Below are 22,339 nucleotides of genomic sequence, written 5' to 3'. Positions count from 1 at the left end.
CAGCGGGACGTGCAGGTAAATTCATTCTTGGTGCTCTCTCTGATGGCTTTGCGCGGAACGCCGGCTCGCTTGCCTGAGCAGGACACGGCATATCAGCGCTCGCAAAACATGCATTGTGCCGAATCCCCATCGGGTTGCAGCAATATCTGGACAGGTCTTCAGGCTATTGAACCGAATGCACACGTTCGATCGTTGGGCCTGCCGCGTTTGTGCAACAGCTCAGGCCACTTGCGCAGCTTGTTCGCGCGCCAGCGCGTCGAGACGCGCCGCCTCGGCCTGCTGGGCGAGTGCGAGCACCCGCGCGGCGAGCGTCTGACGCAAGCCAGCGATGCCCTCACCACTGCGGGCGCTCACGAAGACGCGCGGCGTCTCGACGCCTTCAAGGTCGTAATGGCCCTGCAAGGCCGAAGGCCGCCGCGCTTCGTCTAAAGCGTCCAGCTTGTTGAACACCAGGATCTGCGGAATGCCATCGGCACCGATCTCACCCAGCACCCGCTGCACTTCGGCGATCTGCTCGGGATAGTTCGGATTGGCTGCATCCACGACATGCAGCAGCAGATCGGCATCCACCGCCTCCTGCAGCGTGGCCTGGAAGGCGTCGATCAGGCCGTGCGGCAAGTCGCGGATGAACCCTACCGTGTCGGACAGGGACACGCTGCGCCCCGCACTGCTGACAACATGGGACGAATCGGCCTGTTCCGCCATCACACCCGCGTCCGCCGCCAAGTAGAGCTGGCGGGTGGTCGTGTCCAGGGTGGCGAACAATTGGTCGGCAGCGTAGGCCCTGGCCTTGACCAAGGTGTTGAAAAGGGTGGATTTACCCGCGTTGGTATAGCCCACCAGTGAGATGTTGTAGGCGTCACGCCGCTCGCGCTGGCGACGCTGGGTCTGGCGCTGGCGCTTGACCTTGACCAGCCGTTCCTTGGTGCGCTTGATCGCGTCGGCGATCATGCGGCGGTCGAGTTCGATCTGCTTCTCGCCCGGCCCCCCTCGCAAGCCCTGACCGCCGGTCTGACGTTCCAGGTGGGACCAGCGGCGAACCAGACGCGTGCTCAGGTACTGCAGGCGCGCCAGTTCAACCTGCAGCTTGCCCTCGTGCGAACGCGCGCGCTGGGCAAAGATTTCGAGAATGAGCAAGGTCCGATCATTGACCGGTCGTTCAAGCACGCGCTCCAGATTGCGTTGCTGGGCCGGACTCAGGGCCTGGTCGAACAGGATTTCACTGGCACCGAGTTGCTGGGCCAGCAGCTTGATTTCTTCAGCCTTGCCGCTGCCCACGAACAAGGCCGCATCCGGGGCCTTGCGCTTGCACGTGATGCGCCCCAAGGGCGTCAAGCCGGCAGTTTCAGCGAGCAGCCCCAGCTCCTCCAATCCGCCATCAAAATGAGGGACACCGAAATCGACGCCCACCAGAATGGCCCCTGCCTCCGGCAGGCCCGAAGTACGCGCACCCGCATCGGACGGGCCGGATGCGGGTGCGGAAGTCAGGTGGGAAGATTCAGCCAAGCGAGGTGGCTTCAGGCAGCACCGTCACCGTTCTCGGCACCCACCGAGAAATTCACAGCGCGTCCTGGCACGATGGTGGAGATGGCGTGCTTGTAGACCATCTGGGTGACGGTGTTGCGCAGGAGGACGACGTACTGGTCGAAAGATTCGATCTGACCTTGCAGCTTGATGCCGTTGACCAGGTAGATCGACACCGGCACATGCTCACGGCGCAAGGTGTTCAGGAAGGGGTCTTGCAAAAGCTGGCCTTTGTTATTGCTCACGATATTCTCCGTGTTCAAGTAGTGGAGGAGGAAGCGCCACAATACCACAGCGGCCTTGCGCTGCCTATGCGCACGCCTTATTCCACAGATTGTTCTGATCCTTCTGGCTCAGTCCTTGTCGGCATACGGATTGGTAGAGGTTTTCATTTCGATGCGCAAGGGCGTGCCCGTCAGCTCAAACTCCTTGCGGAACCACCCTTCCAGATAGCGCTTGTAGGCATCGGAGACATGCTCCAGCGAATTGCCGTGAACCACGATGACCGGCGGATTCATCCCACCCTGGTGCGCATATCGCAGCTTGGGCCGGTACATGCCGCTTTTCTTCGGTGTCTGGAACTGCACGGCCTGCTGCAGCAGGCGCGTGAGCACCGGCGTGGACATCTTGCGGTTGGCTGCCTGATGGGCCTTGAGCATGGACTTCCACAAAGGCTCCAGGCCCTGGCGCTTCCTTGCCGAGATGAAATGCAGATTGGCGAACTTCAGGAAGGTCAGCCGCGTCTCCAGCTGGCGCTGCAATTGCTGGCGCTGGTAGTCGTCCACCGCATCCCACTTATTGACGGCCAGCACGACGGCGCGACCGCTTTCCAGGATGTAGCCCGCGATGTGCGCGTCCTGGTCGGTGACACCCTGGGTGGCATCGAGCAACAACAGCACCACGTTCGCGCTCTCGATGGCCTGCAAGGTCTTGACGACCGAGAATTTCTCAACCGCCTCAAACACGCGCCCCTTGCGGCGCAGGCCCGCCGTGTCGATCAGCTCGAACTTCTGCCCCTGGCGCTCGAAGGGCACCCGTATGGCGTCGCGCGTGGTGCCAGGCATGTCAAAGGCAATCAACCTCTCCTCGCCCAACCAGGTATTGATCAGCGTGGACTTGCCCACGTTCGGGCGACCCGCCACCGCGAACTTGATCACGCCCGGCTCGACCACCTCCTCTTCGTCTTCCTCGGGGAGATTGAGCGGTTCGAGTGCCCGGTCCACCAGGGTGCGCAGGCCCTGCCCATGGGCGGCGGAAACTGGCAGCACTTCGCCCAGGCCCAATTCGTAGAACTCCGCGAGCTGCGCGCCTTCCTGCATGCCCTCGGCCTTGTTGGCTGTTAGGACGCAAGGCTTGCCCAACTTACGCAAGTAGTTGGCGATGTCATGATCCTGCGCGGACAGGCCCGCGCGCGCGTCCACCACGAAGATGACCGCGTCCGCCTCGGCCACCGCCTGACGCGTCTGATTGGCCATCTCCTTGTAGATGCCGGTCTCGGCGGTCGGCTCGAAACCGCCCGTGTCGATGACGATGAATTCGTGCCGGCCTTGACGGCCATTGCCGTAGTGACGGTCGCGCGTGAGCCCCGCGTAGTCGGCCACGATGGCGTCGCGTGACTGCGTCAAACGATTGAAGAGGGTCGATTTGCCGACGTTGGGACGGCCCACGAGGGCAAGGACAGGTTTCATCGGGCGGATTTCATGCGGTGAGCCGGATTGTGCTTGAACTCAAGGGCGGGCCTGTGCGGCAGCCTGCCCAAGCCGCAGCCCGTGCACCACCCCCGCACGCGAGACGACCACCAAGGTATTGCCGGCCAGGATGGGCGCTGCCACGATGGCCTGACCCTCATCGCGTTCCTGGCAGGCGTAACGCGCGGCCAGCCCTTGGCCTTCGATTCGGCACGGGCCCTGACGCCCGTAGGCCCAGGTCTCATGGCGAGCTTGCAAGCTGCCATCGATGCGTGCCAGGAAATGCAGCCTTCCGGCTTCATCGCCCACGACCAGACCATCGCCCAGCATCAAGGGGGCCGACAAGGCGCGCAAGCGCAAACTCGTATTGGACCAGACGGCCTGGCCAGTGCTCCGCCGCCATGCCTGGATTGTTCCGTCGAACTCCACACCCAGCACCAGTGCGTCGTCGCCGGCGCTGGCGTCACCGCTCAAGCCCGTCGCGCCCGCAGCCTTCTGCGACCAGCGCAGCGCGCCACCGCCCTGCCCGGCCCGAGCGTCAACGCAAGCCACCGAAGCCTGAAAAGCGCGCACACAGACATCCGTGCCCTGCCGCGCGACACCGGCCACCAGGTCGGCCAGCCGCTCCACGTCGTTGGTGCCGCGCGGACTGGCCACCACGGTCTCCCAGCGGGAGGCGCCGTTCATGGGATTGAGCCCCGCCAGGCGTCCGCCAAAGCCGACCACCAGGTTGTCGCCCACCGCCATCAGCAGGCCAGACTGGCGCAGGATCAAGGGGTCGCCGCTGCGCGTCTGCTGCCAAAGCCTATACCCGGTCTGACCGTCATAGGCACTCACGCTGCGGTCGGCGCCCAGCACGAACACACGCGCGCCGGCCACCAGGGGCGCCGTGTAGGACGGTGCGGACAGCCGCTGACGCCAGAGTTCCTTGCCCGCCTGCAACAGCACCAGTTCGTTGTCGCGCGTGACCACGGCCACGCTGCGCCCGTCATGTCCCACGCCAGCAGATAGGGAACTATTCAGTCCCACGCGCCAGATTGGTTCACCCGTGCGCGCATCCAGCAGGCTGACCTCCCCCCGGTCCGTCGCGACGCCGATCACCGTGCCACCACTCGAGACACCATCGGACAAGCTGCCGCTCACGCCATCGCCGCCAGCCAAAACGGACGGCGCGGACTGAAGCACCAAGGGAAAGCTCACCTCGCCGCCCAGATTCACACGCCAGGCCTCACGCACGGCCAGTCGTTTCGGATCGGGCGGCAAGGGCGCTGGCTCGGGACGGGTGGGTGCGCTGGAGCAAGCCACCAATTGGGCGACCAGAACCAGCAGGCCGAGGGCAGCAAGCCAGCCCATCCGGCCGCCGTTGCGACGCGGATCACATGTCCGTTGCATCAGCGGCCCCCGGCGGGCGCGGCCGACGGCGCTTGCACGCCCAAGGCGGCCAACTTGGCATCGACCAGTTGCTTGTAGTTTTCGCCCGCGCCGGTCTGGGTATCCAGACCCTGCGATGCCTTGAGGTACTCGGCTGCGGCTTCGGTTTTCTTGCCTTGTGCCAGATAGATGTCACCCCGGCGATCCGCAGCGAGCGGAGCAAACTGCGGCAGGAAGTCGGCGCTGAGCTGAGCCAGGGCCGCGTCGTAAGACTGGGCATCGAGCAGCAGGCCAGCCAGACGCAGGCGCGCCAGCGCCCGGTAACCCTCGTCACGACCTTCCTCGGCCAACCACTGCAAGGCCGCGCGCGCCGCATCCAGCCGCGCGGGCTGCGTCAGGCCCGCCTGCGCGTGCACCGCGGCAACCTGCAACGCCGCCTGCTGGGCCTGCGCGGTGCGCGGGAAGCGGTCTTTCATGTCGGTCATGGCACGCATGAGCCGGGCGCCATCCGGGTCCGCGCCCGGGTTGGCCGCGATGCGTTCCAACTCTTCATACAGCGCCGTGGCCTGCGTGACCTGATGGTTCTGCCAGGCCTTCCAGCCCCACCAGCCCGCCAAGGCCAGCACCAGGACGACCAGCAGGGCCGTCAGAAGGTTGCCGTATTGCTTCCAGAAATGCTTGATCTGCGCAAGCTTCTCTTGTTCTTCGAGGTCGAAATGTGCCATGCGATAAATTCCATCAAGCCTGTGATTCTAGAAGGGCGGCCCAGCGCGCGACCTCGGTCAGCGACTGGCGGCTCTGCGCGCCGGCAGCACCGTCGCCCTGCATTCCCTCGCGCAGTGCCTTGAGCGTGACTTCGCCCAAGGCCAGTTCCTCTTCGCCGAAGACCAGTGCCCAGGCCGCGCCACTGGCGTCGGCCTTCTTGAACTGGGACTTCATGCTGCCCGGACCGTCCACCCCACCCGCGTGCTGCACCACACGCAGGCCGCGCGCGCGCAAGGCCTCCAACGTGGTCATCACAGGAGCCAGGGGCGTGCCCGGGGGAACAATCGCGTAGACGTCGGGTGCCGTGCCCGGCATGGGCAGGTTCAGATCCTGCGCCAGCAGCAGCAGGCGTTCAATGCCCAGTCCAAAGCCCACCGCAGGCGCGGACTTACCGCCCAGCTGGCTGATCAGCCCGTCGTAACGGCCCCCACCACAGACGGTGCCCTGCGAACCGAGTTGGTCCGTGACCCATTCGAAAACAGTGAGGTTGTAGTAGTCCATGCCGCGCACCAGGCGCGGGTTGACGCGGTAAGCCAAACCGGCCGCGTCCAGCGCGGACTTGACCGCGTTGAAGTGCGCGAGCGATTCGGCCCCGAGGAAATCAAAGAGCTTGGGCGCGGCCTCGATCAGCGCCTGCATGGCCGGGTTCTTGCTGTCCAGGATGCGCAGCGGATTGCTATGCAAGCGCCGCTGGGCGTCTTCGTCCAGTTGCGCGGCGTGCTGCTCGAAATGGCGGATCAGCGCCTCACGGTGCAAGCGGCGCTCCTCGGGCTGGCCCAGGCTGTTGATCTCCAGTCGCACATGCTGGCCTTCGACCAGGCCCAGCTCGCGCCACAGGGCGCGCGCAACCAGGATCATCTCGGCATCCACGTCCGGCCCGGCATAACCCAGCGCTTCCACGTCCAACTGGTGGAACTGGCGGTAGCGCCCTTTCTGCGGACGCTCATGGCGAAACATGGGACCCAGCGTCCACAGGCGCAAGGGTCCGTTGTAGAGCGCGTTGTGCTCGATCATGGCGCGCACGATGCCGGCCGTGCCCTCGGGGCGCAGCGTGAGCTTGTCACCGTTCAAGCTGTCGGTGAAGGAGTACATCTCTTTCTCGACGATGTCGGTCACCTCACCCAGGCCGCGCACGAACAAGGCCGTCGGCTCGACGATGGGTGTCAGGATGTACTGGTAGCCGTAACTCGCCAGCACCTTGCGCACGGCGGCTTCGAACCATTGCCAACGGGCGGAGTCGGGCAGCTTTTCCGTGCGCGGCACGCTGGCCGGCAGGATGTCGTTCATCCCTTTTACCGCGACAAGTTTTTCAGTCATGGGAGGAAATTCATGCGGTCTCGGCCGCGCGGCCGAAACGCTTTTCAATGTAGTTCTCGACGATCTTGTGGAACTCGGCGGCAATGTTCTCGCCACGCAGCGTCAAGGCCTTTTCGCCATCGATGAAGACTGGTGCGGCCGGTGACTCACCCGTGCCGGGCAGGCTGATGCCAATGTCGGCGTGCTTGCTCTCGCCCGGTCCGTTGACGATGCAGCCCATCACGGCCACCTTCAAGGCTTCGACGCCCGGATACTGCTTGCGCCAGACCGGCATCTGCATGCGCAGGAAGTCGTCGATCTGCTTGGCCAGCTCCTGGAAGGTCGTGCTCGTGGTGCGCCCGCAGCCCGGGCAGGCCGTGACGCTGGGCACGAAGACGCGCAGGCCCAGGGCCTGCAGGATCTCGGAGGCAATCACCACCTCCTGCGTGCGCGACTCGCCGGGCTGCGGCGTGAGCGAGACGCGGATGGTGTCGCCGATACCCTCCTGCAGCAGAACCGACATGGCCGCCGCGGACGCCACCGTGCCCTTGGTGCCCATGCCGGCCTCGGTCAGGCCCAGGTGCAGCGGATAGTCGCAACGACGGGCCAGTTCGCGGTAGACGGAAATCAGGTCCTGCACGCCGCTGACCTTGCAGGACAGCAGCACCTGCTCGGGCGCCATGCCCAGTTCAACAGCGAGTTGCGCGGACTCGATCGCCGACGTCACCAGGGCCTCGTACATCACGGCCTTGGCGTCCCAGGGCTGGGCGCGGCGGCTGTTGGCATCCATCAGGCCAGCCAGCAGTTCCTGATCCAGGCTGCCCCAGTTCACGCCGATGCGCACCGGCTTGTTCCACTTCAGGGCGGCTTCGACCATCTGGCCGAACTGCCGGTCCTTCTTGTCGCCCTTGCCCACGTTGCCGGGGTTAATGCGGTACTTGCTGAGCGCTTCGGCGCAGGCCGGGTACTGCGTGAGCAGGGTGTGACCGTTGTAGTGGAAGTCGCCGATCAGCGGCACGGCGATGCCCATGCGGTCCAGCTGCTCGCGGATGTGCGGCACAGCCTGGGCGGCCTCGGGCGTGTTGACGGTGATGCGCACCAACTCGCTGCCGGCCTGCGCCAACTCCTTGACCTGGATGGCCGTGCCGATCACGTCCACTGTGTCGGTGTTGGTCATCGACTGCACGCGCACCGGTGCATCGCCGCCCACGGTGACGACGTTGTCTCCCCAGGCCACGCGAGCCTGGCGACTGCGGCGCGGGCGCGGCGCGGCCTGCGCGATCGGCGCCGAGACAGCCGCTTGCGGATCGGACGGGAGGTCCAGGGACATCAGCGCACCTCGAACTTCGCCTGACCGTTCGCGATGGTCGGCGTCAGGTCAAACGGGCGGCCACGCACCTGCACGTCCGTCACTTCGGGACGACCGATGGTCACCACCAGAGGGAAAGGTCCATTGACCACACCGACCGGCGTGTTGGCTTCCAGCACGCGGTTGATGCGAATGGTGCCGCTGGCGTCGACCACCTGGACCCAGCCGGGCTCGCGCAGCCGGAAAACCACGGCACCGGAGCGAGCGAATTTGGGTTCTTCTTCGTCCTCGGCCGCCGCCTGCGGCGCGGGCGCGGCAGCAGCGGGTTGCGCGACCGGCGCCACAGCCGCCGCGCGCGCGGGCACGGCCGAGAGGTTGGGCGCCGTTCCACTGGGCGAGGTGCCGCGGGCGAGGATGGACGGCGTCGCGGACGGTGGCAAAGCGGCGGGCGCAGGCGCGGCGGTCTGCGCGGCAGCCGCAGGACGACTGGCGCTGGCGGGCGCGGAAAAGGCCGGCGTCGCACCGCCCTGCGTGGCCACGGGCGTGGTCACCAGGGGTGCGGCGGGGATGCCCGATTGCGGCACAACGGCGGTGGTGGACGCGCCGGGCTCGGAGTTCGCGCCTTCGCCCTCCTTGGCCACAGCCTCACCTTGCCCGGCTGCGGCATCGTCGCCCTGGGCCACGGCCGTGGACGACGTGGGGGTCGGGCTGGCGGCCGTGTCGTCCTTGCCGGAAGGAAGCAGGATGAGTACCAGCGCTGCCAGCAATACAGCCAACGCGGCCAGCACCACCGGCCGGGACAGATGCTCCCAGAACGGTGTCTTGGCCACGTCGGCGGGCGTGCGGAAGGGCGCGTTCAAGCCGGTTTCGTCATTCGCGACCAGTTTGGGTGCATTGGATTTCGGCAGTCGCGCCAGGATAGGCGCGGCGTCGATCTTGAGCGTGCGACAGACGCTGGACGCCAGCGCGCGGATGAAGACGGAATCCGTCAGTTCATCGTGACGATTGGCCTCAAGCGCCTCGAGCTTCTTGACCGAGATCTTCAGCGCCAGGGCCAGCGAGGAAAGGTCCACGCCCGCCGTCTCGCGCGCGTGGCGCAGCATCGCACCCGCGCTGGTGCCGACGCTGCCCTGGGTAGAAGGCTGGAAGGACGGCTGAAAGCCGGAATCCAGGCCGGACGACGATTCATCCGGCGCTCCACCGCCCGCCGGGCCGCTCACGGCCTCAGCTTGCGTTTTCTCGTGCTTGTTCTCTTCATTCATCGAACGCTCTCCGATCATAGGAATCCAGTTCTTTCGAGCCCGGGTGATATGCCCTGAGCTGGCTGCCCAGGCGGTCACGCGCCTGCGCATGGCCCAAACGGTGCTCGATTTTCGCGCCTAGCCACAAGGTTTCGGCGTTGGCCAAAGCGCCATTGTTGTTGATACGCTGAATGTAGAACCTCGCGTCTTGCAGTGCGCCACGCGCGTACAGCAGTTGCGCCAGGTTGTAGCCGGTGACGGGATTGCCCGGATCCAGCTCATGCGCCTTGAGCAGGCTACGCTCCGCCAGATCGGCCTGGCGCGCCCGCATCTGACACAGGCCCAGCGTGAGCCAGGTCTTGCCACGGGCCGCGTGGGCCGGCTGGGCCAGCGCGCGCTCGAAAGAGCGCGTGGCCTGCGCATACTCGCCCTGCTGGCACTGCAGCCAGGCCAGGTTGTGCCACACGTCGGGATTGTCGTCGTTCAAGGCCAAGGCCCGGCGGAAACTCTCCTGAGCGAGCCGGGGCTCCTCCAACTGCATGTAGATCAGGCCGCGCAGATTGTGTGCATCGATGAAACCGGGATCAATGGCCAGGGCCTGCTTGGTCTCGTCCAGGGCCACCGTGGACTGCCCTCGCTCGTAGTAGCCCAAGGCCAGTTGCAGGCGCAACCGGGCACGGCGACGCTGCTCGGGTTCGTCCGATGCCGTCACCAGATCCTCGCTGCTCGCACCCTGCGCGCAGCCTTGCAGACCAGGCAGCGCGACCACCAGCATCAGCACGGTCGTCCAGGCCCAGAGTGAGCGCGACGCGATCCGAGCGCGCGGGGCCCGCCGATCAAAACCGCTCATGCCCGCGAACCTCCCGAGGTGCGAGCAGCATCCATCGGCCGCAGCGGCTGCAACAATTGCCGCTGCCGCGCCATGCGCGCATCGACGCTGGTGCGGTCTTGCACGTCACCCGCCAGTTGGCCGCAGGCCGCATCGATGTCGTCGCCCCGAGTCTTGCGCACCGTGGTGACGATGCCCGCGTCAAGCAGGACCTTGGCGAAGACCTGCACACGTTCGGCGGGCGAACGCTTCAATCCCGATTCAGGGAAAGGATTGAAGGGAATCAGATTGAGCTTGCAACCCACGCCATGCCCGCCGTCCGCGGCCTTTTGGCGAAACGCCTGCATCAGGGCCAGCAGTTCGCGCGCGTGCTCGGGCTGGTCATTCACCCCATCGAGCATGCAATATTCGAAGGTGATGAAGTCACGCGGTGCATGCGCCAGGTAGCGCAGGCAGGTGTCCAGCAGTTCCTGAATCGGGTACTTGCGGTTGAGCGGCACCAGGCCGTCGCGAAGGGTGTCGTTCGGCGCATGCAGGGACACGGCAAGCGCCACGGGACAGTCCTGGCTGAGCCGGTCCATCATCGGCACCACGCCCGAGGTGGACACAGTCAGGCGGCGACGCGACAGGCCGTAGCCATGGTCGTCCAACATGACACGCAAGGCGGGAACCAGGGCCGCGTAGTTCTGCAGGGGTTCGCCCATGCCCATCATCACCACGTTGGTGATCACACGGTGGTCTTCGCCGGATTGCAGCGGGCGCTGGCGGCGGGCGCGCAGGAAATGTTCGGCGAACCAGAGCTGGGCGACGATCTCGCCGGTGCTTAGGTTGCGGCTGAAGCCTTGGTGGCCGGTGGAGCAGAAACGGCAGCCAACGGCGCAACCGGCCTGCGAGGACACGCACAAGGTGCCTCGGTCGTCCTCGGGGATGTAGACCGCCTCGACGGCATTGCCGCCGCCCACGTCGAACAGCCACTTGATGGTGCCGTCCGCCGACTCCTGCTGGGTGATCACGGACAGGCCCTGGATGCAGGCCGCGGTCTTGAGCTTGGTGCGCAAGGACTTGGCCAGATCACTCATCTGGTCGAAGTCGCTCGCGCCCCGCTGATGGATCCAGCGGAACAGCTGGGTGGCGCGAAAACGCTTTTCACCGAGCCGCTCGCAAAAAACGGCCAATCCGTCGAGATCGAAGTCAAGCAGATTGGCCGTTGTCATGAGATGAAGGCGCGCCACGCGGGCGCGTGAGTTTCAGCGGCTGTAGACGTTCATGCCGGGGAAGAAGAACGCCACCTCGATGGCGGCCGTCTCGGGCGCGTCGGAACCGTGCACGGCGTTGGCGTCGATGCTGTCGGCGAAATCGGCGCGAATGGTGCCCTTGTCGGCCTTCTTGGGGTCAGTCGCGCCCATCAGGTCACGGTTCTTCAGGATGGCGTTCTCGCCTTCGAGCACCTGGATCATCACCGGGCCGGAGATCATGAACTTCACCAGGTCATTGAAGAAGGGGCGCGCCTTGTGCACGGCGTAGAAGGCTTCCGCGTCGGCTTGCGACAGATGGACCATCTTGGCCGCGATGATCTTCAGGCCGGCTGCTTCGAAGCGGGCGTAGATCTGGCCAATGACATTCTTGGCAACGGCGTCGGGCTTGATGATGGAGAGAGTGCGCTGGATGGCCATGTGCGTTGTTCCTGTGTTGGGCTTGAGGTTGTAATCCTGCAGTGACGCGGCGACCGCGTTGCGCGCGGGCCCGCCGAATCAGGCAAAGTCAAACATTTTAACCGTCCGCCAGCGGGTTTACACCCGGAGGCAGGCAAAAAACCTCGCCAAATCAACGGCCTCGGCCGCCGCCGCCGCGACCACCGCTGGCCTTGCGGCCGCCGCGTCCGGTAGCGGCACTGCCACCCCCGAAGCCACCACGCCCGCCCGGGCGACCCGCGCCCTTGTCCTGGCGTTGCCGGATGAAGCTGTCGTGTCCAATGTAGCCCTGCGAAGTCTTCATGGGATCCGGCTGCGCACCCTGCCCACCTGGGTTGCGGGCAGACTTGCCACCCGCGGCCTTGCCAGACTTGCCCGGGCCATTTGGTCGCGGCCCGTTGCCTGCGCCGCCTTGCCTCGGCCCGCCCGGGCGCGCCGCCCCGCCCTGCTTGCCCGACCCCTGACGTCCACGCACCGGCGCGCCTGCCTCCGAGGGCGTACCAGCAGCGCGCATCAGGGCGCCGATGTCACGCTCGTCCAACTCCATCCAGGCCCCACGCCTCAAGCCACGCGGCAGCACCATGGCGCCGTACCGGATGCGGATCAGGCGACTGACCGCGTGACCCACGGCCTCGAACATGCGCCGCACCTCGCGGTTGCGCCCCTCGGAAATCGTGACGCGGTACCAAATGTTGGAACCCTCGCCACCACCCTCCTCGATGCTGCCGAACTGGGCGGTCGTGTCATCCAGCGGCACGCCGTCAAGCAGCCGCTGCTTCTCCTCGTTGCTCAAAGCCCCCAGCACGCGTGCCGCGTACTCGCGCTCCAGACCAAACCGCGGGTGCATCAGCCGGTTGGCAAGATCCCCGGAGTTGGTGAACAACAGCAAGCCTTCGGTGTTCAAGTCCAGGCGGCCCACCGATTGCCACTTGCCTTGCGGCAGCTTGGGCAAGCGGCGAAACACCGTGGGCCGGTTTTGCGGGTCATCGTGCGTGACCACCTCGCCCACCGGCTTGTGGTAGGCGATCACCCGCGCGGGCGGCGGCGCGATGCGAAAGCGGATGGGCTTGCCATTGACCTTGATCTGGTCACCGAACTGGATGCGCTGACCGATATGGGCCGGCTCGTTATTGACCGAGATGCGCCCCTCCATGATGAGTTGCTCCATCTCCAGGCGCGAGCCCATGCCGGCCTGGGCCAGCACCTTGTGCAGCTTGGGCGTCTCGGCCTGCGGCAACAGCACACGCTTGGCGGGCGGCGGCAATTCGGCTGAAGCTTCGTCGGCGTCGAAGGCGCCGGAGACCACCGCCGCAAATCGGTCGTCGGGCGTGGCTTCTGGGGCGACCGGACTTGGGGCCGTGTCCTGTGGCTTGGGTTCGGCGCGCGGCGCGCGTGCGCCGTGCGCTTGATCCTGCGGATTCAGGCCGTCGTCGTTCATGCCTTCGGTATTCATCCCTGTGGTTCCTCTGTCTTTCCGCTGGACATCGTCGAACCGGCCGCAGCCCCGGTCTGCAAGGCACCCTCTTCGGTCTGCGGGGCCGGTGACTGGTGGGGCTGCAGCCCGGTGGATTCGGTGGCTGCATCTAACGGCGACTCCGAAAGCACGTCGATGGACGCTTCCTGGGGCAACTGCGCCGGCAATTCCGAGAGCATGTCCAACACGCCCTCCTGGGACTGAGGCGTTTCCATGAGCGGCAACTGGTCGATGGAGGCCAGGCCCAAATCGTCCAGAAACTGCCGTGTGGTCGCATACAGGGCCGGACGACCTGGCGCTTCGCGGTGACCCACGACTTCAATCCAGCCCCGGTCTTCCAACTGCTTGATGATCAGCGAATTGACCGTCACGCCCCGGATGTCCTCCATATCGCCCCGCGTGACCGGCTGGCGATAGGCAATGATGGCCAGCGTCTCCAGCGTGGCGCGGGTGTAGCGCGGCGGTTTTTCGGGGTGCAACCGGTCCAGGTACTCGCGCATTTCGGGGCGGCTCTGGAAGCGCCAGCCCGAGGCCACGCAGACCAATTCCACACCGCGCTGCGCCCAATCCTGCTGCAGTTCTTCCAGCAAAGCCTTGAGCGTGTCGGCGTTCAGGGCGCCCTCAAAGAGCAGGCCCATGTCGCGCAGAGGCATGGGCTGCTGCGCGCAAATCAAGGCGGTTTCCAGAACGCGCTTGGCCAGACTCGTATTCATGTCAAAGGGCAACCCGCATCATCACGATGCGCGAAAAGATGGGTCAAGTAGAGATGGGAGGAGCGCGCCGGTTTCAACCAGCAAGCCGATGCACCGTCACGGCTCGGCTTTCACGCTTCCTTCGGCCCTCAGGGCAAGGGCGAATTCGGTGTTTCCTGCGCGGCATTGTAGTCCAGCCCCAGGGCGGCGCAGGCGTCGCGCAGGTCGCTGGGCGGCGGCGCGTGGAAGACCAGGGCCTCGCCGCTGACCGGATGGCGCAAGGCCAGTCGCCAGGCATGCAGGGCCTGCCGCTGCAGGCCGCCCGCCGGCGCGCCACCGTAGAGGCTGTCGCTGATCAAGGGATGGCCGATCGACGCCGCATGGACGCGGATCTGATGGGTGCGCCCGGTGTGCAAGGTGCAGCGCAGCAAGCAGGCGCCCTGCGCCAACTCCGGCGTGGGCGCTGCGTTGCGCAGGAGTTCGAAAGTGGTCCGCGCAGGCTTGCCCGGATGTCGCGTCAGGTCCACCACCGCCATGCGCAAGCGATGGGCGGGGTCTCGGCCTATGCCTTCCTGCGGCGCACCACCCACGTCACGCCGCGCGGGACCGGCCCAGGCGCGGTGCGCCAGCGCCAGGTACTGTCGACTGACCTCGCGCGCGGCGATCATGCGCGCCAGCGCCTCCATCGCGACGCGCGTGCGCGCCACCACCATCAGACCGCTGGTGTCCTTGTCCAGGCGATGCACGATGCCGGCGCGCGGCAATTGGGCCGCCGCCTCGCCGCGCCCTTGGTCCCGCCCAAGCAGGCCATTGAGCAGCGTGCCGCTCCAGTTGCCGGGCGCGGGGTGCACCACCAGGCCCGCCGGCTTGTGGATCACGAGCAGATGGGCGTCCTCGTGCACGATGTCCAGTGCCATCACCTCGGGCTTGAATGCCTGGCTCTGGGGCGTCGGACGCAGTTCGATCACGCCGGAATCCCCGGCGCGAACCTTGTGCGCCGGCTTGCGCAGCAGCAGCCGTGTCGGCTCCTGCCCCGAGGACACCGCGCCGGCCTCGATCAATTGCTGGAGGTAACTGCGCGAGAACTCCGGCACCAGCTCGCTCAAGGCGCGGTCCAGCCGCTGACCGTGCAAGGACGAGGGAATGCGCCACGGACGTTGCTCCAGCTCCGCTTCGCTCGCCATCCCGTCCAGGCTCTCGGCATCCTCCCCTGCCACATCGGCGCTGACCCTGCCCAGGAAAGGCTCGGGGTCCGTGGGGCTTGGGGAGGCGACTTCTATAATCCGGGCCTTTGAGTTCAACGGTTTTCCTTGATGCTGCGCGCCAAATTATCGGTTGTCCTGTCCGTCGTGCCCTCGGTCACGCTGGCCCTCCTGCTGTCGGCCTGCTCCAGCACACCGGCTGACCCCACGGCCACCATGAAGCCCGAGGAAATCCTGGAACAGGCGCGCGAGGAAGTCCGCAACTTCCAGTACACCCAAGCCGTCACCCTGTTCGAGAAGCTGGAAGGGCGGGCCGCAGGCACCCCGCTGGCGCAGCAAGCGCAGTTGGAAAAAGCGCATGCCTACTACAAGGACGGCCAGCCCGCGCAGGCCGTCGTCACCCTGGACCGGTTCATGCGGCTGCATCCGGCCAGCCCGGCGCTCGACTACGCGCTCTACCTCAAGGGCCTGGTCAACTTCAACGAGGACCTGGGCCTGTTCTCTTTCATCACGCGCCAGGACCTCTCGGAGCGTGACCAATTGGCGGCCAAGGAATCCTGGTCGGCCTTCAACGAGCTGGTGACGCGCTTTCCTGACTCACGCTACAGCACGGATGCGCGCGCGCGCATGATCTACATCGTCAACACCCTGGCCCAGTACGAAGTGCATGTCGCCCGGTACTACTACAGCCGCGGCGCCTACGTGGCCGCCATCAACCGCGCGCAGCAGGCCATCGCGGACTACCGCACCGCGCCAGCGCTGGAAGACGCGCTGCAAATCCTCGTCGCTTCCTACGATGCACTGAACATGCCGCAGCTGCGCGATGACGCGCGGCGCGTGCTGGCGACGAACTACCCGAACAGTGACTATCTCAAGGGACGGGCCATCGGCACACCGGGCGAGCGAAACTCGTCCTGGTGGAAGCTCTGGTGAGCACCGTAGCGCGTTGACGGATCTCAGTCCTGCGCAAAGGCCACAGCTCACTTGATCCAATACCGGACCTGATCTGCCCCAGTCCTGGGACCGACCACTCAGGCTTTCAGTCAGCGCGCAGCGCGGCCAGCCAAGCCCGCGCCTCGGCCTCCTCACCCAGCCGCCGCATTGGGGGCAGGCCCGCCAGCAGGCGGCGCCCATAACCCATCTGCGCCAGGCGCGGGTCGCAGATGACGAGCAGGCCGCGATCGCTCTCGCTGCGTATCAAACGCCCCGCGCCTTGCTTGAGCGCCACGGCGGCCTCGGGCAGGTGGAAGTCGTTGAAAGGGCTGCGTCGCGCGGCCTCCAGCCTGCGGCTGCGCGCCTGCACCAGCGGGTCACCCGGCGGCGGAAAAGGCAGCTTGTCGATGACGACCAGTTGCAGCGCGTCGCCCGGTATGTCCACCCCTTCCCAGAAAGAGGCCGAGGCCACCAGCACGCAGCCTCGCTCGGGCGATTCGGCGCCCTGCCGCAGACGCTCCAGCAATTCGCGCTTGGGGCGTTGGCCCTGACACAGCACTTCGAGGCGACTCGCATTGAACGCGACGCCGTCCTCCCCGGGCTGCGCCGACGCGGCCAGCAGCTCCGGCAAGCGCTCGCCGATGTCGCGCAAGGCGCGCAAGGTGGTGGTCAGCACCAGGGCTCGCCCACCCAGCACCGGTGCGAGTCGCGCAACCAAGGCAGCCACGGCATCCGGGTGCCGCGCCTCGCCCGGCTTGGGGAACACGGCCGGCACATACAAGGCCGCCTGGCGGGCGTAGTCAAAAGGGCTGCGTACGCGCAGCACACGCGCGTCCTGCAGGCCACAGGGCTCGGTGAACCAGCGCAGGGTTTCGTCGTCACCCAGGGTGGCGGACGTGAAGATCCAGGCGCGGGGTGAGGCACGGGGCGCCGCGTCTGGACCTTGCCCCTGCTCGTCTTGCCCGTCCTTGGACACCGGCGGGATCAGGCGTGCGCGTACCGTGTCGGCGATGTCCAGGGGTGATTCGATCAGCCGCAGCTGTTGCGCCACTTCGAGCCAGCGCACGGCCTCGGGTGAGGCTGGCGCGCGAAAGAACAAGACCAAGCCGGCCAGCTCACGCGCCCGGTCGGCCAGGCGCAGCACATCGGGCCCCAGTTCGTCCACATGCTCCAGGGCGACGCGCGCGTCCTCGCAGGCCTGCTGCAGGCCCTCCAGGGCGGCCGCCCAGGCGTCCACGTTCAGGCGCTCGGGCGTGGTGTCGAGCCAGCTCAGGCGCAAGCCACCCGCCGGGGCGCGCCCGGCGCACAGGCGCAGGTCCTGCATGGCCCGCTCCACGGCGCCAGCCAGCTGCTGCCAATCGGCCAGGCCGCGCGCTTGCTGCAAACCCGTGGCCAGCAGGTCGCGCGCGAAGTCCAGCACCTGGCTGCTGGACAACTGGCGTCCGAGGAACTGCACGCCGGTTTCGTTGAGCTGGTGCGCTTCGTCGAAGATCACGGCGTCCACCGTGGGCAGCAACTCGGCCATGCCGGACTCACGCACGGCCAGATCGGCGAAAAAGAGGTGGTGGTTGACCACGAGCAGGTCCGCCGCCAGGGCCTCGCGCCGTGCCAGGTTGACGTGGCAGTCGCGATAACGCGGGCAGTCCTGGCCCAGGCAGTTGTCGCGCGTGGAGGTGATGAGCGGGATCAGCGGCGAGCGTTCGTCCAGGCCCGGCAACTCGGCCAAGTCCCCGGTGCGCGTCTGCTTGCTCCATTGTTCGATGCGCGACAGCGCATGCGCCGCCACGCCCGTCGCAACATGGCCCGAGGACGTGCCGTGGCGCGCCTGCTCCAGACGATGCAGGCAAAGGTAACTCGCGCGCCCCTTGAGCAAGGCCGTGCGCAGGGGCAGGCCCAGCAATTGCAGCAGGCGCGGCAGGTCACGGCCATGCAACTGGTCCTGCAGGGTCTTGGTCGCGGTGGACAGCAGCACACGTTGGCCGCTCAACAGGGCGGGGACCAAGTAGGCGTAGGTCTTGCCCACGCCCGTGCCCGCCTCCACCACCAGCACCTCGCGCCGGGACAGAGTGTCGGCCACGGCCAGCGCCATCTCGGTCTGGCCCGCGCGCGGCCGGAAGGCTGTGGAACCGCGCGCCAGCACGCCATCCTCGGAAAAAGCGGCCGCGACATCCGCGCGCAGGCTGTCCGCGAGGGACGGGGCTGGCACGGCGAGCTGCGCCCCCTGTTCGGCGAGCTCAGGCGGGCTCATCGGGTGTGAGTTCGCGTTCGAGGTGGGCAATTTCGTCACGCAACGCCAGGCGGCGTTTTTTCAAGCGGCGCAAGGCCAACTCGTCATTCGTCTGCACCACTCCCGCCTGCTCGCCCACGCGGTCGATCATGGCATCCAGATCGGCATGCTCGATGCGCAATTCGATCAGGCGGCGCTGCGGGGAATGGAGGTTGACGCCCACCTGCCCTCCCGCTCAGCGATTGGCCGGCGCGGGCACATTGCCACGTGGCTGGGTGCGGCTGCGCGCGCGCTCGGCGTCCTCTTGCTCACGCGCAGCCTCCTGCCGTGCACGCTCGGCCTGACGCGCCTCGACCCGCTGTTTCTGCGCCTGCGCCTCGGCCAGGCGCTTGGCATCGTCCAGCACGATCTCCTCGGCGCGCAGTCGATCGATGACGACACGACGCGCACGACGCGCATCGGTCAGGCAGGAATTCACCCGGAAACGCTGGTAACAGTCGGCGCGGGCCTGCTTGTACTGTGCTTCGGCCCGTGCACGTTCCTGCTCGATGCGCGCGCGCTCCCGCGCATCGTGTTCGGCGTCATAAGGCACTGGACTTGTGGTGGGCTGTGCCTGTGCCCAAGCGACGCACAGCAGCACGGTCAGCCCGACCACGCCAACACGCAGCGCCTCGCGGACCGCGCGCGGAAAAAGGGACAAGACCAGGGACCTCATGAACTGCAAACCCATGACCCGCACTGTACGCCCTTCATGTCAAGCGCGTGTCCACGACGCGACGCTCCTGCTCCAGGAACTCACGTGATTGCATTTCGTTCAGACGCGACACCGTGCGCGGAAACTCATGCACCAGCGGCCCCTCGGTGTACAGCTCCTCGGGACGAACGGCCGCGGAGAGGATGAGCTTGACGCGGCGGTCATAGAGCACGTCGATCAACCAGGTGAATCGGCGCGCTTCCGAGGCCATGCGCACCGGCATGTGCGGCACGTCACTCAGAAACACGGTGTGGAACTGCGAGGCAATTTCCAGGTAGTCGTTCTGCGAGCGCGGGCCGCCGCACAGGGTCTTGAAATCGAACCAGACCACCCCACCCGCCTTGCGCCGCGCGCGGATCTGGCGCGACTCGATGTGCAGCACCGGGTCTTCGTCGCGCGCCTCGGCCAGTTCGTTGAAGGCCTGTTCCATCGCGGCGTCGGCTTCGGGGCCCAGCGGCTGATGGTAGAGCTGCACGTGTTCCAGCGTGCGTTGCCGGTAGTCGGTGCCGTTGTCCACGTTGATGACCTCCATCTCCCGGTTCAGCAGGGCGATGGCGGGCAGGATGCGGTCGCGGTGCAGGCCGTTCGGGTACAGATCGTCGGGCTTGAAGTTGGAGGTCATCACCATGCCCACCCCGTTTTGGAACAGCGCGGAGAGCAGGCGGTGCAGGATCATCGCGTCCGTGATGTCGGCGACATGGAACTCGTCGAAGCAGATCAGTTTGTAGCGCTCGGCGATGCGCTCGGCCAACGCGTCCAGCGGGTTGACGGTGCCCTGGAGGTCGGCGAGTTCACGGTGCACCTCGCGCATGAACTCGTGGAAGTGCAGGCGCGTCTTGCGCCGCAGCGGCACGGCCTGGTAGAAGCAATCCATCAGAAAGCTCTTGCCGCGCCCCACCCCACCGTACATGTACACCCCCATGGGGATGTCTGGGTGGTTGATGAGTTTCTTGAAGGCGTTGGAGCGCTTGTTCTTGTACAGAAACCACTCGCCCGCGCAGCGTTCCAGCGCCTGCACGGCGCGCAGCTGGGCGGGATCGCTGCGGTAACCCCGCGTCTTCAGTTCCGACTCGTACGCCTCGAGTACCGATGCCACGTGAGAAAACCTTTACCAAGCGCCAGCGGGCCGCCAATGGGCGGCTGCGGCATCAAACCCAGGCGGCGCGCAGTGTGCGGCGGATCTGGGCGGGAGCGACCCCCACGCCTTGGGCAGGCGTGGGGGCCTTGTCATGCCTTAGAAATTGAGCGTGCGCTTGTCCACGGCCAGGGCCGCTTCCTTGGTGGCTTCACTCAAGGACGGGTGGGCGTGGCAGATGCGCGCGATGTCCTCGCTGCTGGCCTTGAACTCCATGGCGACCACGGCCTCGGAGATCAACTCCGACACCATCGGCCCCACCATGTGCACGCCAAGGATCTCATCCGTCTTGGCATCGGCCAGGAATTTCACCATGCCCGTGGTGTCGCCCAGGGCGCGTGCGCGGCCGTTGGCCAGGAAGGGGAAGGTACCCGCCTTGTAGGCCACGCCCTCGGCCTTGAGCTGCTGCTCGGTCTTGCCGACCCAGGCGATCTCGGGGCTGGTGTAGATGACCCAGGGGATGGTGTTGAAGTTCACATGCCCGTGCTGGCCCGCGATGCGCTCGGCCACGGCCACGCCCTCTTCCTCCGCCTTGTGCGCCAGCATGGGGCCGCGCACCACGTCACCCACGGCCCAGACACCCGGCAGATTGGTCTTGCACAGCTCGTCCACCACGATGGCGCCGCGCTCGTCCAGCTTCAGGCCCACGGCCTCGGCACCCAGGCCGATGGTGTTGGGCACGCGACCGATGGAGATGATGAGCTTGTCCGCATCCAGCGTCTGCGCTTCGCCCTTGGCGTTGGCATAGGCCACGCTGACGCCCTTCTTGGAGGTCTTGATCTCGCCGATCTTGACGCCCAGCTCGATCTTCAGGCCCTGCTTGTCGAAGGCCTTCTTGGCTTCCTTGGCGATCTGCTCGTCCACCGCGCCCAGGAAGGTCGGCAAACCTTCGAGCACGGTCACGTCCGCGCCCAGGCGACGCCAGACCGAACCCATTTCCAGGCCGATCACGCCGGCACCGATCAGGGCCAGCTTCTTGGGCACACCACCGATGCGCAAAGCACCGTCGTTGGAGAGGATGGTTTCCTCGTCGAAGGGCGCGCCCGGCAAGGCACGCGCGTTGGAGCCGGTGGCCACGATGACTTGCTTGGCCACCAGGGTCTCGTTCGCCGCGCCTTTGACGGCGATTTCATAACCCCCGTCCACAGCCTTCACGAAAGAACCACGACCGTGGAAGAACGACACCTTGTTCTTCTTGAAGAGGAAGAGGATGCCGTCGTTGTTCTGCTTCACGACCGTGTCCTTGCGCGCGATCATCTTGGCCACGTCCATCTTCACGCCCGTGGCCGTGATGCCGTGCTCGGCGAAGTGCTTGTTGGCGTGCTCGAAATGCTCGGACGACTGCAGCAGCGCCTTGGACGGGATGCAGCCCACGTTGGTGCAGGTGCCACCCGGCGCGGGGCCGCCCTTCTCGTTCTTCCACTCGTCGATGCAAGCGGTGTTGAAGCCCAGCTGGGCGGCGCGGATGGCAGCGATGTATCCACCGGGGCCACCGCCGATTACGACTACGTCAAATTGTTTGGACATATCAGTATTCCATTCAGCGCAAACGCGCAATTAATCGATATCAGGACGCCGTTGTTGAAGCACAAAAGGCGGGAACACACCTTGTAGGGAACAACCAATGCGCGAAACGCCTGGCAGTTCCTCATCAGCAACCGTGATTTCCGCAACCATTTCAAGATCACCGAACTCAACAGGGCCACGGGGTGGCAAAGGCTTACGCACTACCCATTTCGGCCACGTCTTGATCGTCGTGCTCTCCAGACGCGCAAACCCAAGAATCCCATCGCTTTCCAAAGAACGATCCGCAGACAAACGGCTATTGAGCTTTTGCGTCAAAGAGGCCGGATCGCCCTTCACCAGCAATCCCCAATCGAACATCTCGAAAGTATTTGCCTTGCGATGCAGGTCGTACATGCCGACCACAGTCAATCCACCCAGCTCAATCGACCGCTTCCCCATGACTCGATAACCTGAACCGAGTTCGTCACGGGCATTCGGAACAATCAAGCGTCCCTTAGGGTTGAATGTGTAACCCGCCGAAGAAAAATCCGCCGTTCCACGAACCTGGGCGAAGTACTTCGGCGAGCACTCCAACAACGATTGGACAAGCTGCTCGCCCTGCGTAGCCGCATGCGCAGACAGCGCAAACAGGAATGGCGTGGCGCAGCGCACCACCCACCTCATGCTGGTCAAGAGCACGCT

At 65.9% G+C, this 22,339-nt stretch carries 21 protein-coding genes; 1 reads left to right on the top strand and 20 read right to left on the bottom strand.

The annotated features are described in order from the left end of the window. Positions 1-219: 219 nt before the first annotated feature. From hflX to AZ34_RS09040, 14 genes are all read right to left on the bottom strand, one after another. Positions 220-1,434, bottom strand: a complete 1,215-nt coding sequence (gene hflX / locus AZ34_RS09105; RefSeq protein WP_035611302.1) for a GTPase HflX — start codon at positions 1,432-1,434, stop codon at positions 220-222. Positions 1,435-1,517: 83 nt separating this feature from the next. Further along, positions 1,518-1,787 (bottom strand): RNA chaperone Hfq, encoded by a 270-nt coding sequence (gene hfq / locus AZ34_RS09100; protein WP_081767319.1) that lies wholly within the window; start codon positions 1,785-1,787, stop codon positions 1,518-1,520. 90 nt (positions 1,788-1,877) lie between these two features. Continuing rightward, a complete protein-coding gene (der, locus tag AZ34_RS09095; RefSeq protein ID WP_035607306.1) occupies positions 1,878-3,212 on the bottom strand; it encodes a ribosome biogenesis GTPase Der in 1,335 nt (444 codons plus the stop codon). Positions 3,213-3,251: 39 nt separating this feature from the next. Next, positions 3,252-4,604, bottom strand: a complete 1,353-nt coding sequence (locus AZ34_RS09090; RefSeq protein WP_051509645.1) for a PQQ-binding-like beta-propeller repeat protein — start codon at positions 4,602-4,604, stop codon at positions 3,252-3,254. Beyond that, positions 4,604-5,308 (bottom strand): YfgM family protein, encoded by a 705-nt coding sequence (locus AZ34_RS09085; protein WP_035607298.1) that lies wholly within the window; start codon positions 5,306-5,308, stop codon positions 4,604-4,606. The genes AZ34_RS09090 and AZ34_RS09085 overlap by 1 nt, the downstream gene beginning before the upstream one ends. A gap of 13 nt (positions 5,309-5,321) precedes the next feature. Continuing rightward, on the bottom strand, positions 5,322-6,665 hold the full coding sequence (hisS, locus tag AZ34_RS09080; protein WP_035607295.1) for a histidine--tRNA ligase: 1,344 nt from the start codon (positions 6,663-6,665) through the stop codon (positions 5,322-5,324). A 10-nt stretch (positions 6,666-6,675) separates the two neighbouring features. Further along, entirely contained in the window at positions 6,676-7,974 is a 1,299-nt protein-coding gene (gene ispG, locus AZ34_RS09075) for a flavodoxin-dependent (E)-4-hydroxy-3-methylbut-2-enyl-diphosphate synthase (protein ID WP_051509644.1), read from the bottom strand. Continuing rightward, a complete protein-coding gene (locus AZ34_RS09070; protein WP_051509643.1) occupies positions 7,974-9,215 on the bottom strand; it encodes a helix-turn-helix domain-containing protein in 1,242 nt (413 codons plus the stop codon). The genes ispG and AZ34_RS09070 overlap by 1 nt, the downstream gene beginning before the upstream one ends. Next, on the bottom strand, positions 9,208-10,044 hold the full coding sequence (pilW, locus tag AZ34_RS09065) for a type IV pilus biogenesis/stability protein PilW (RefSeq protein ID WP_035607292.1): 837 nt from the start codon (positions 10,042-10,044) through the stop codon (positions 9,208-9,210). Before pilW ends, AZ34_RS09070 begins: the two co-directional genes overlap by 8 nt. Beyond that, complete coding sequence (gene rlmN / locus AZ34_RS09060) at positions 10,041-11,237, bottom strand: 23S rRNA (adenine(2503)-C(2))-methyltransferase RlmN (RefSeq protein ID WP_035607289.1); 1,197 nt, start codon at positions 11,235-11,237, stop codon at positions 10,041-10,043. Before rlmN ends, pilW begins: the two co-directional genes overlap by 4 nt. Positions 11,238-11,270: 33 nt before the next feature. Further along, positions 11,271-11,696 carry a nucleoside-diphosphate kinase gene (ndk, locus tag AZ34_RS09055; protein WP_035607286.1) on the bottom strand — a complete coding sequence of 142 codons (426 nt, stop codon included), beginning with the start codon at positions 11,694-11,696 and terminating at the stop codon, positions 11,271-11,273. A 151-nt stretch (positions 11,697-11,847) separates the two neighbouring features. Beyond that, entirely contained in the window at positions 11,848-13,167 is a 1,320-nt protein-coding gene (locus tag AZ34_RS09050; RefSeq protein WP_035607283.1) for a pseudouridine synthase, read from the bottom strand. Then, positions 13,164-13,901 (bottom strand): SMC-Scp complex subunit ScpB, encoded by a 738-nt coding sequence (gene scpB, locus AZ34_RS09045; protein ID WP_035607281.1) that lies wholly within the window; start codon positions 13,899-13,901, stop codon positions 13,164-13,166. The genes AZ34_RS09050 and scpB overlap by 4 nt, the downstream gene beginning before the upstream one ends. A gap of 128 nt (positions 13,902-14,029) precedes the next feature. Next, positions 14,030-15,064 (bottom strand): RluA family pseudouridine synthase, encoded by a 1,035-nt coding sequence (locus AZ34_RS09040; RefSeq protein ID WP_035607280.1) that lies wholly within the window; start codon positions 15,062-15,064, stop codon positions 14,030-14,032. A 129-nt stretch (positions 15,065-15,193) separates the two neighbouring features. On the opposite strand from AZ34_RS09040, the gene AZ34_RS09035 reads away from it, so the two are divergent. After that, the gene (locus AZ34_RS09035) at positions 15,194-16,015 is read left to right on the top strand and encodes an outer membrane protein assembly factor BamD (RefSeq protein ID WP_035607273.1); all 822 of its coding nucleotides are present in this window, start codon (positions 15,194-15,196) and stop codon (positions 16,013-16,015) included. 106 nt (positions 16,016-16,121) lie between these two features. Here the strand turns inward: AZ34_RS09035 and AZ34_RS09030 are convergent, their stop codons facing one another. The 6 genes from AZ34_RS09030 to AZ34_RS09005 all read right to left on the bottom strand — a co-directional run bounded on the left by AZ34_RS09030 (position 16,122) and on the right by AZ34_RS09005 (position 22,336). Further along, positions 16,122-18,263, bottom strand: a complete 2,142-nt coding sequence (locus AZ34_RS09030; protein ID WP_051509642.1) for an ATP-dependent DNA helicase — start codon at positions 18,261-18,263, stop codon at positions 16,122-16,124. Continuing rightward, positions 18,250-18,465: a YdcH family protein gene (locus tag AZ34_RS09025; protein ID WP_035607270.1), complete on the bottom strand. Its 216-nt coding sequence runs from the start codon at positions 18,463-18,465 to the stop codon at positions 18,250-18,252. The genes AZ34_RS09030 and AZ34_RS09025 overlap by 14 nt, the downstream gene beginning before the upstream one ends. Positions 18,466-18,477: 12 nt before the next feature. Beyond that, on the bottom strand, positions 18,478-18,942 hold the full coding sequence (locus AZ34_RS17590; protein ID WP_155831763.1) for a hypothetical protein: 465 nt from the start codon (positions 18,940-18,942) through the stop codon (positions 18,478-18,480). 49 nt (positions 18,943-18,991) lie between these two features. Beyond that, a complete protein-coding gene (gene zapE, locus AZ34_RS09015; RefSeq protein WP_035607267.1) occupies positions 18,992-20,092 on the bottom strand; it encodes a cell division protein ZapE in 1,101 nt (366 codons plus the stop codon). Between the two features lie 138 nt (positions 20,093-20,230). Next, positions 20,231-21,658, bottom strand: a complete 1,428-nt coding sequence (gene lpdA / locus AZ34_RS09010; RefSeq protein WP_035607264.1) for a dihydrolipoyl dehydrogenase — start codon at positions 21,656-21,658, stop codon at positions 20,231-20,233. Positions 21,659-21,688: 30 nt separating this feature from the next. Then, complete coding sequence (locus AZ34_RS09005; RefSeq protein WP_155831762.1) at positions 21,689-22,336, bottom strand: hypothetical protein; 648 nt, start codon at positions 22,334-22,336, stop codon at positions 21,689-21,691. Between the last annotated feature and the right edge of the window lie 3 nt (positions 22,337-22,339).

The organism is Hylemonella gracilis str. Niagara R (genome assembly GCF_000600295.1).
Classification (GTDB): Bacteria; Pseudomonadota; Gammaproteobacteria; order Burkholderiales; family Burkholderiaceae_C; genus Hylemonella; species Hylemonella gracilis_A.
Note: the sequence above shows the minus strand (reverse complement) of the source record. Positions and strands in the feature narration are given on the sequence as shown.

Coding starts and splice junctions, on each gene's coding strand:
- der (WP_035607306.1), bottom strand. CDS start 3,212: ATGAAACCTGTCCTTGCCCTCGTGGGCCGTCCCAACGTCGGCAAATCG.
- AZ34_RS09090 (WP_051509645.1), bottom strand. CDS start 4,604: ATGCAACGGACATGTGATCCGCGTCGCAACGGCGGCCGGATGGGCTGG.
- AZ34_RS09085 (WP_035607298.1), bottom strand. CDS start 5,308: ATGGCACATTTCGACCTCGAAGAACAAGAGAAGCTTGCGCAGATCAAG.
- hisS (WP_035607295.1), bottom strand. CDS start 6,665: ATGACTGAAAAACTTGTCGCGGTAAAAGGGATGAACGACATCCTGCCG.
- ispG (WP_051509644.1), bottom strand. CDS start 7,974: ATGTCCCTGGACCTCCCGTCCGATCCGCAAGCGGCTGTCTCGGCGCCG.
- AZ34_RS09070 (WP_051509643.1), bottom strand. CDS start 9,215: ATGAATGAAGAGAACAAGCACGAGAAAACGCAAGCTGAGGCCGTGAGC.
- pilW (WP_035607292.1), bottom strand. CDS start 10,044: ATGAGCGGTTTTGATCGGCGGGCCCCGCGCGCTCGGATCGCGTCGCGC.
- rlmN (WP_035607289.1), bottom strand. CDS start 11,237: ATGACAACGGCCAATCTGCTTGACTTCGATCTCGACGGATTGGCCGTT.
- ndk (WP_035607286.1), bottom strand. CDS start 11,696: ATGGCCATCCAGCGCACTCTCTCCATCATCAAGCCCGACGCCGTTGCC.
- AZ34_RS09050 (WP_035607283.1), bottom strand. CDS start 13,167: ATGAATACCGAAGGCATGAACGACGACGGCCTGAATCCGCAGGATCAA.
- scpB (WP_035607281.1), bottom strand. CDS start 13,901: ATGAATACGAGTCTGGCCAAGCGCGTTCTGGAAACCGCCTTGATTTGC.
- AZ34_RS09040 (WP_035607280.1), bottom strand. CDS start 15,064: ATGGCGAGCGAAGCGGAGCTGGAGCAACGTCCGTGGCGCATTCCCTCG.
- AZ34_RS09035 (WP_035607273.1), top strand. CDS start 15,194: ATGCTGCGCGCCAAATTATCGGTTGTCCTGTCCGTCGTGCCCTCGGTC.
- AZ34_RS09030 (WP_051509642.1), bottom strand. CDS start 18,263: ATGAGCCCGCCTGAGCTCGCCGAACAGGGGGCGCAGCTCGCCGTGCCA.
- lpdA (WP_035607264.1), bottom strand. CDS start 21,658: ATGTCCAAACAATTTGACGTAGTCGTAATCGGCGGTGGCCCCGGTGGA.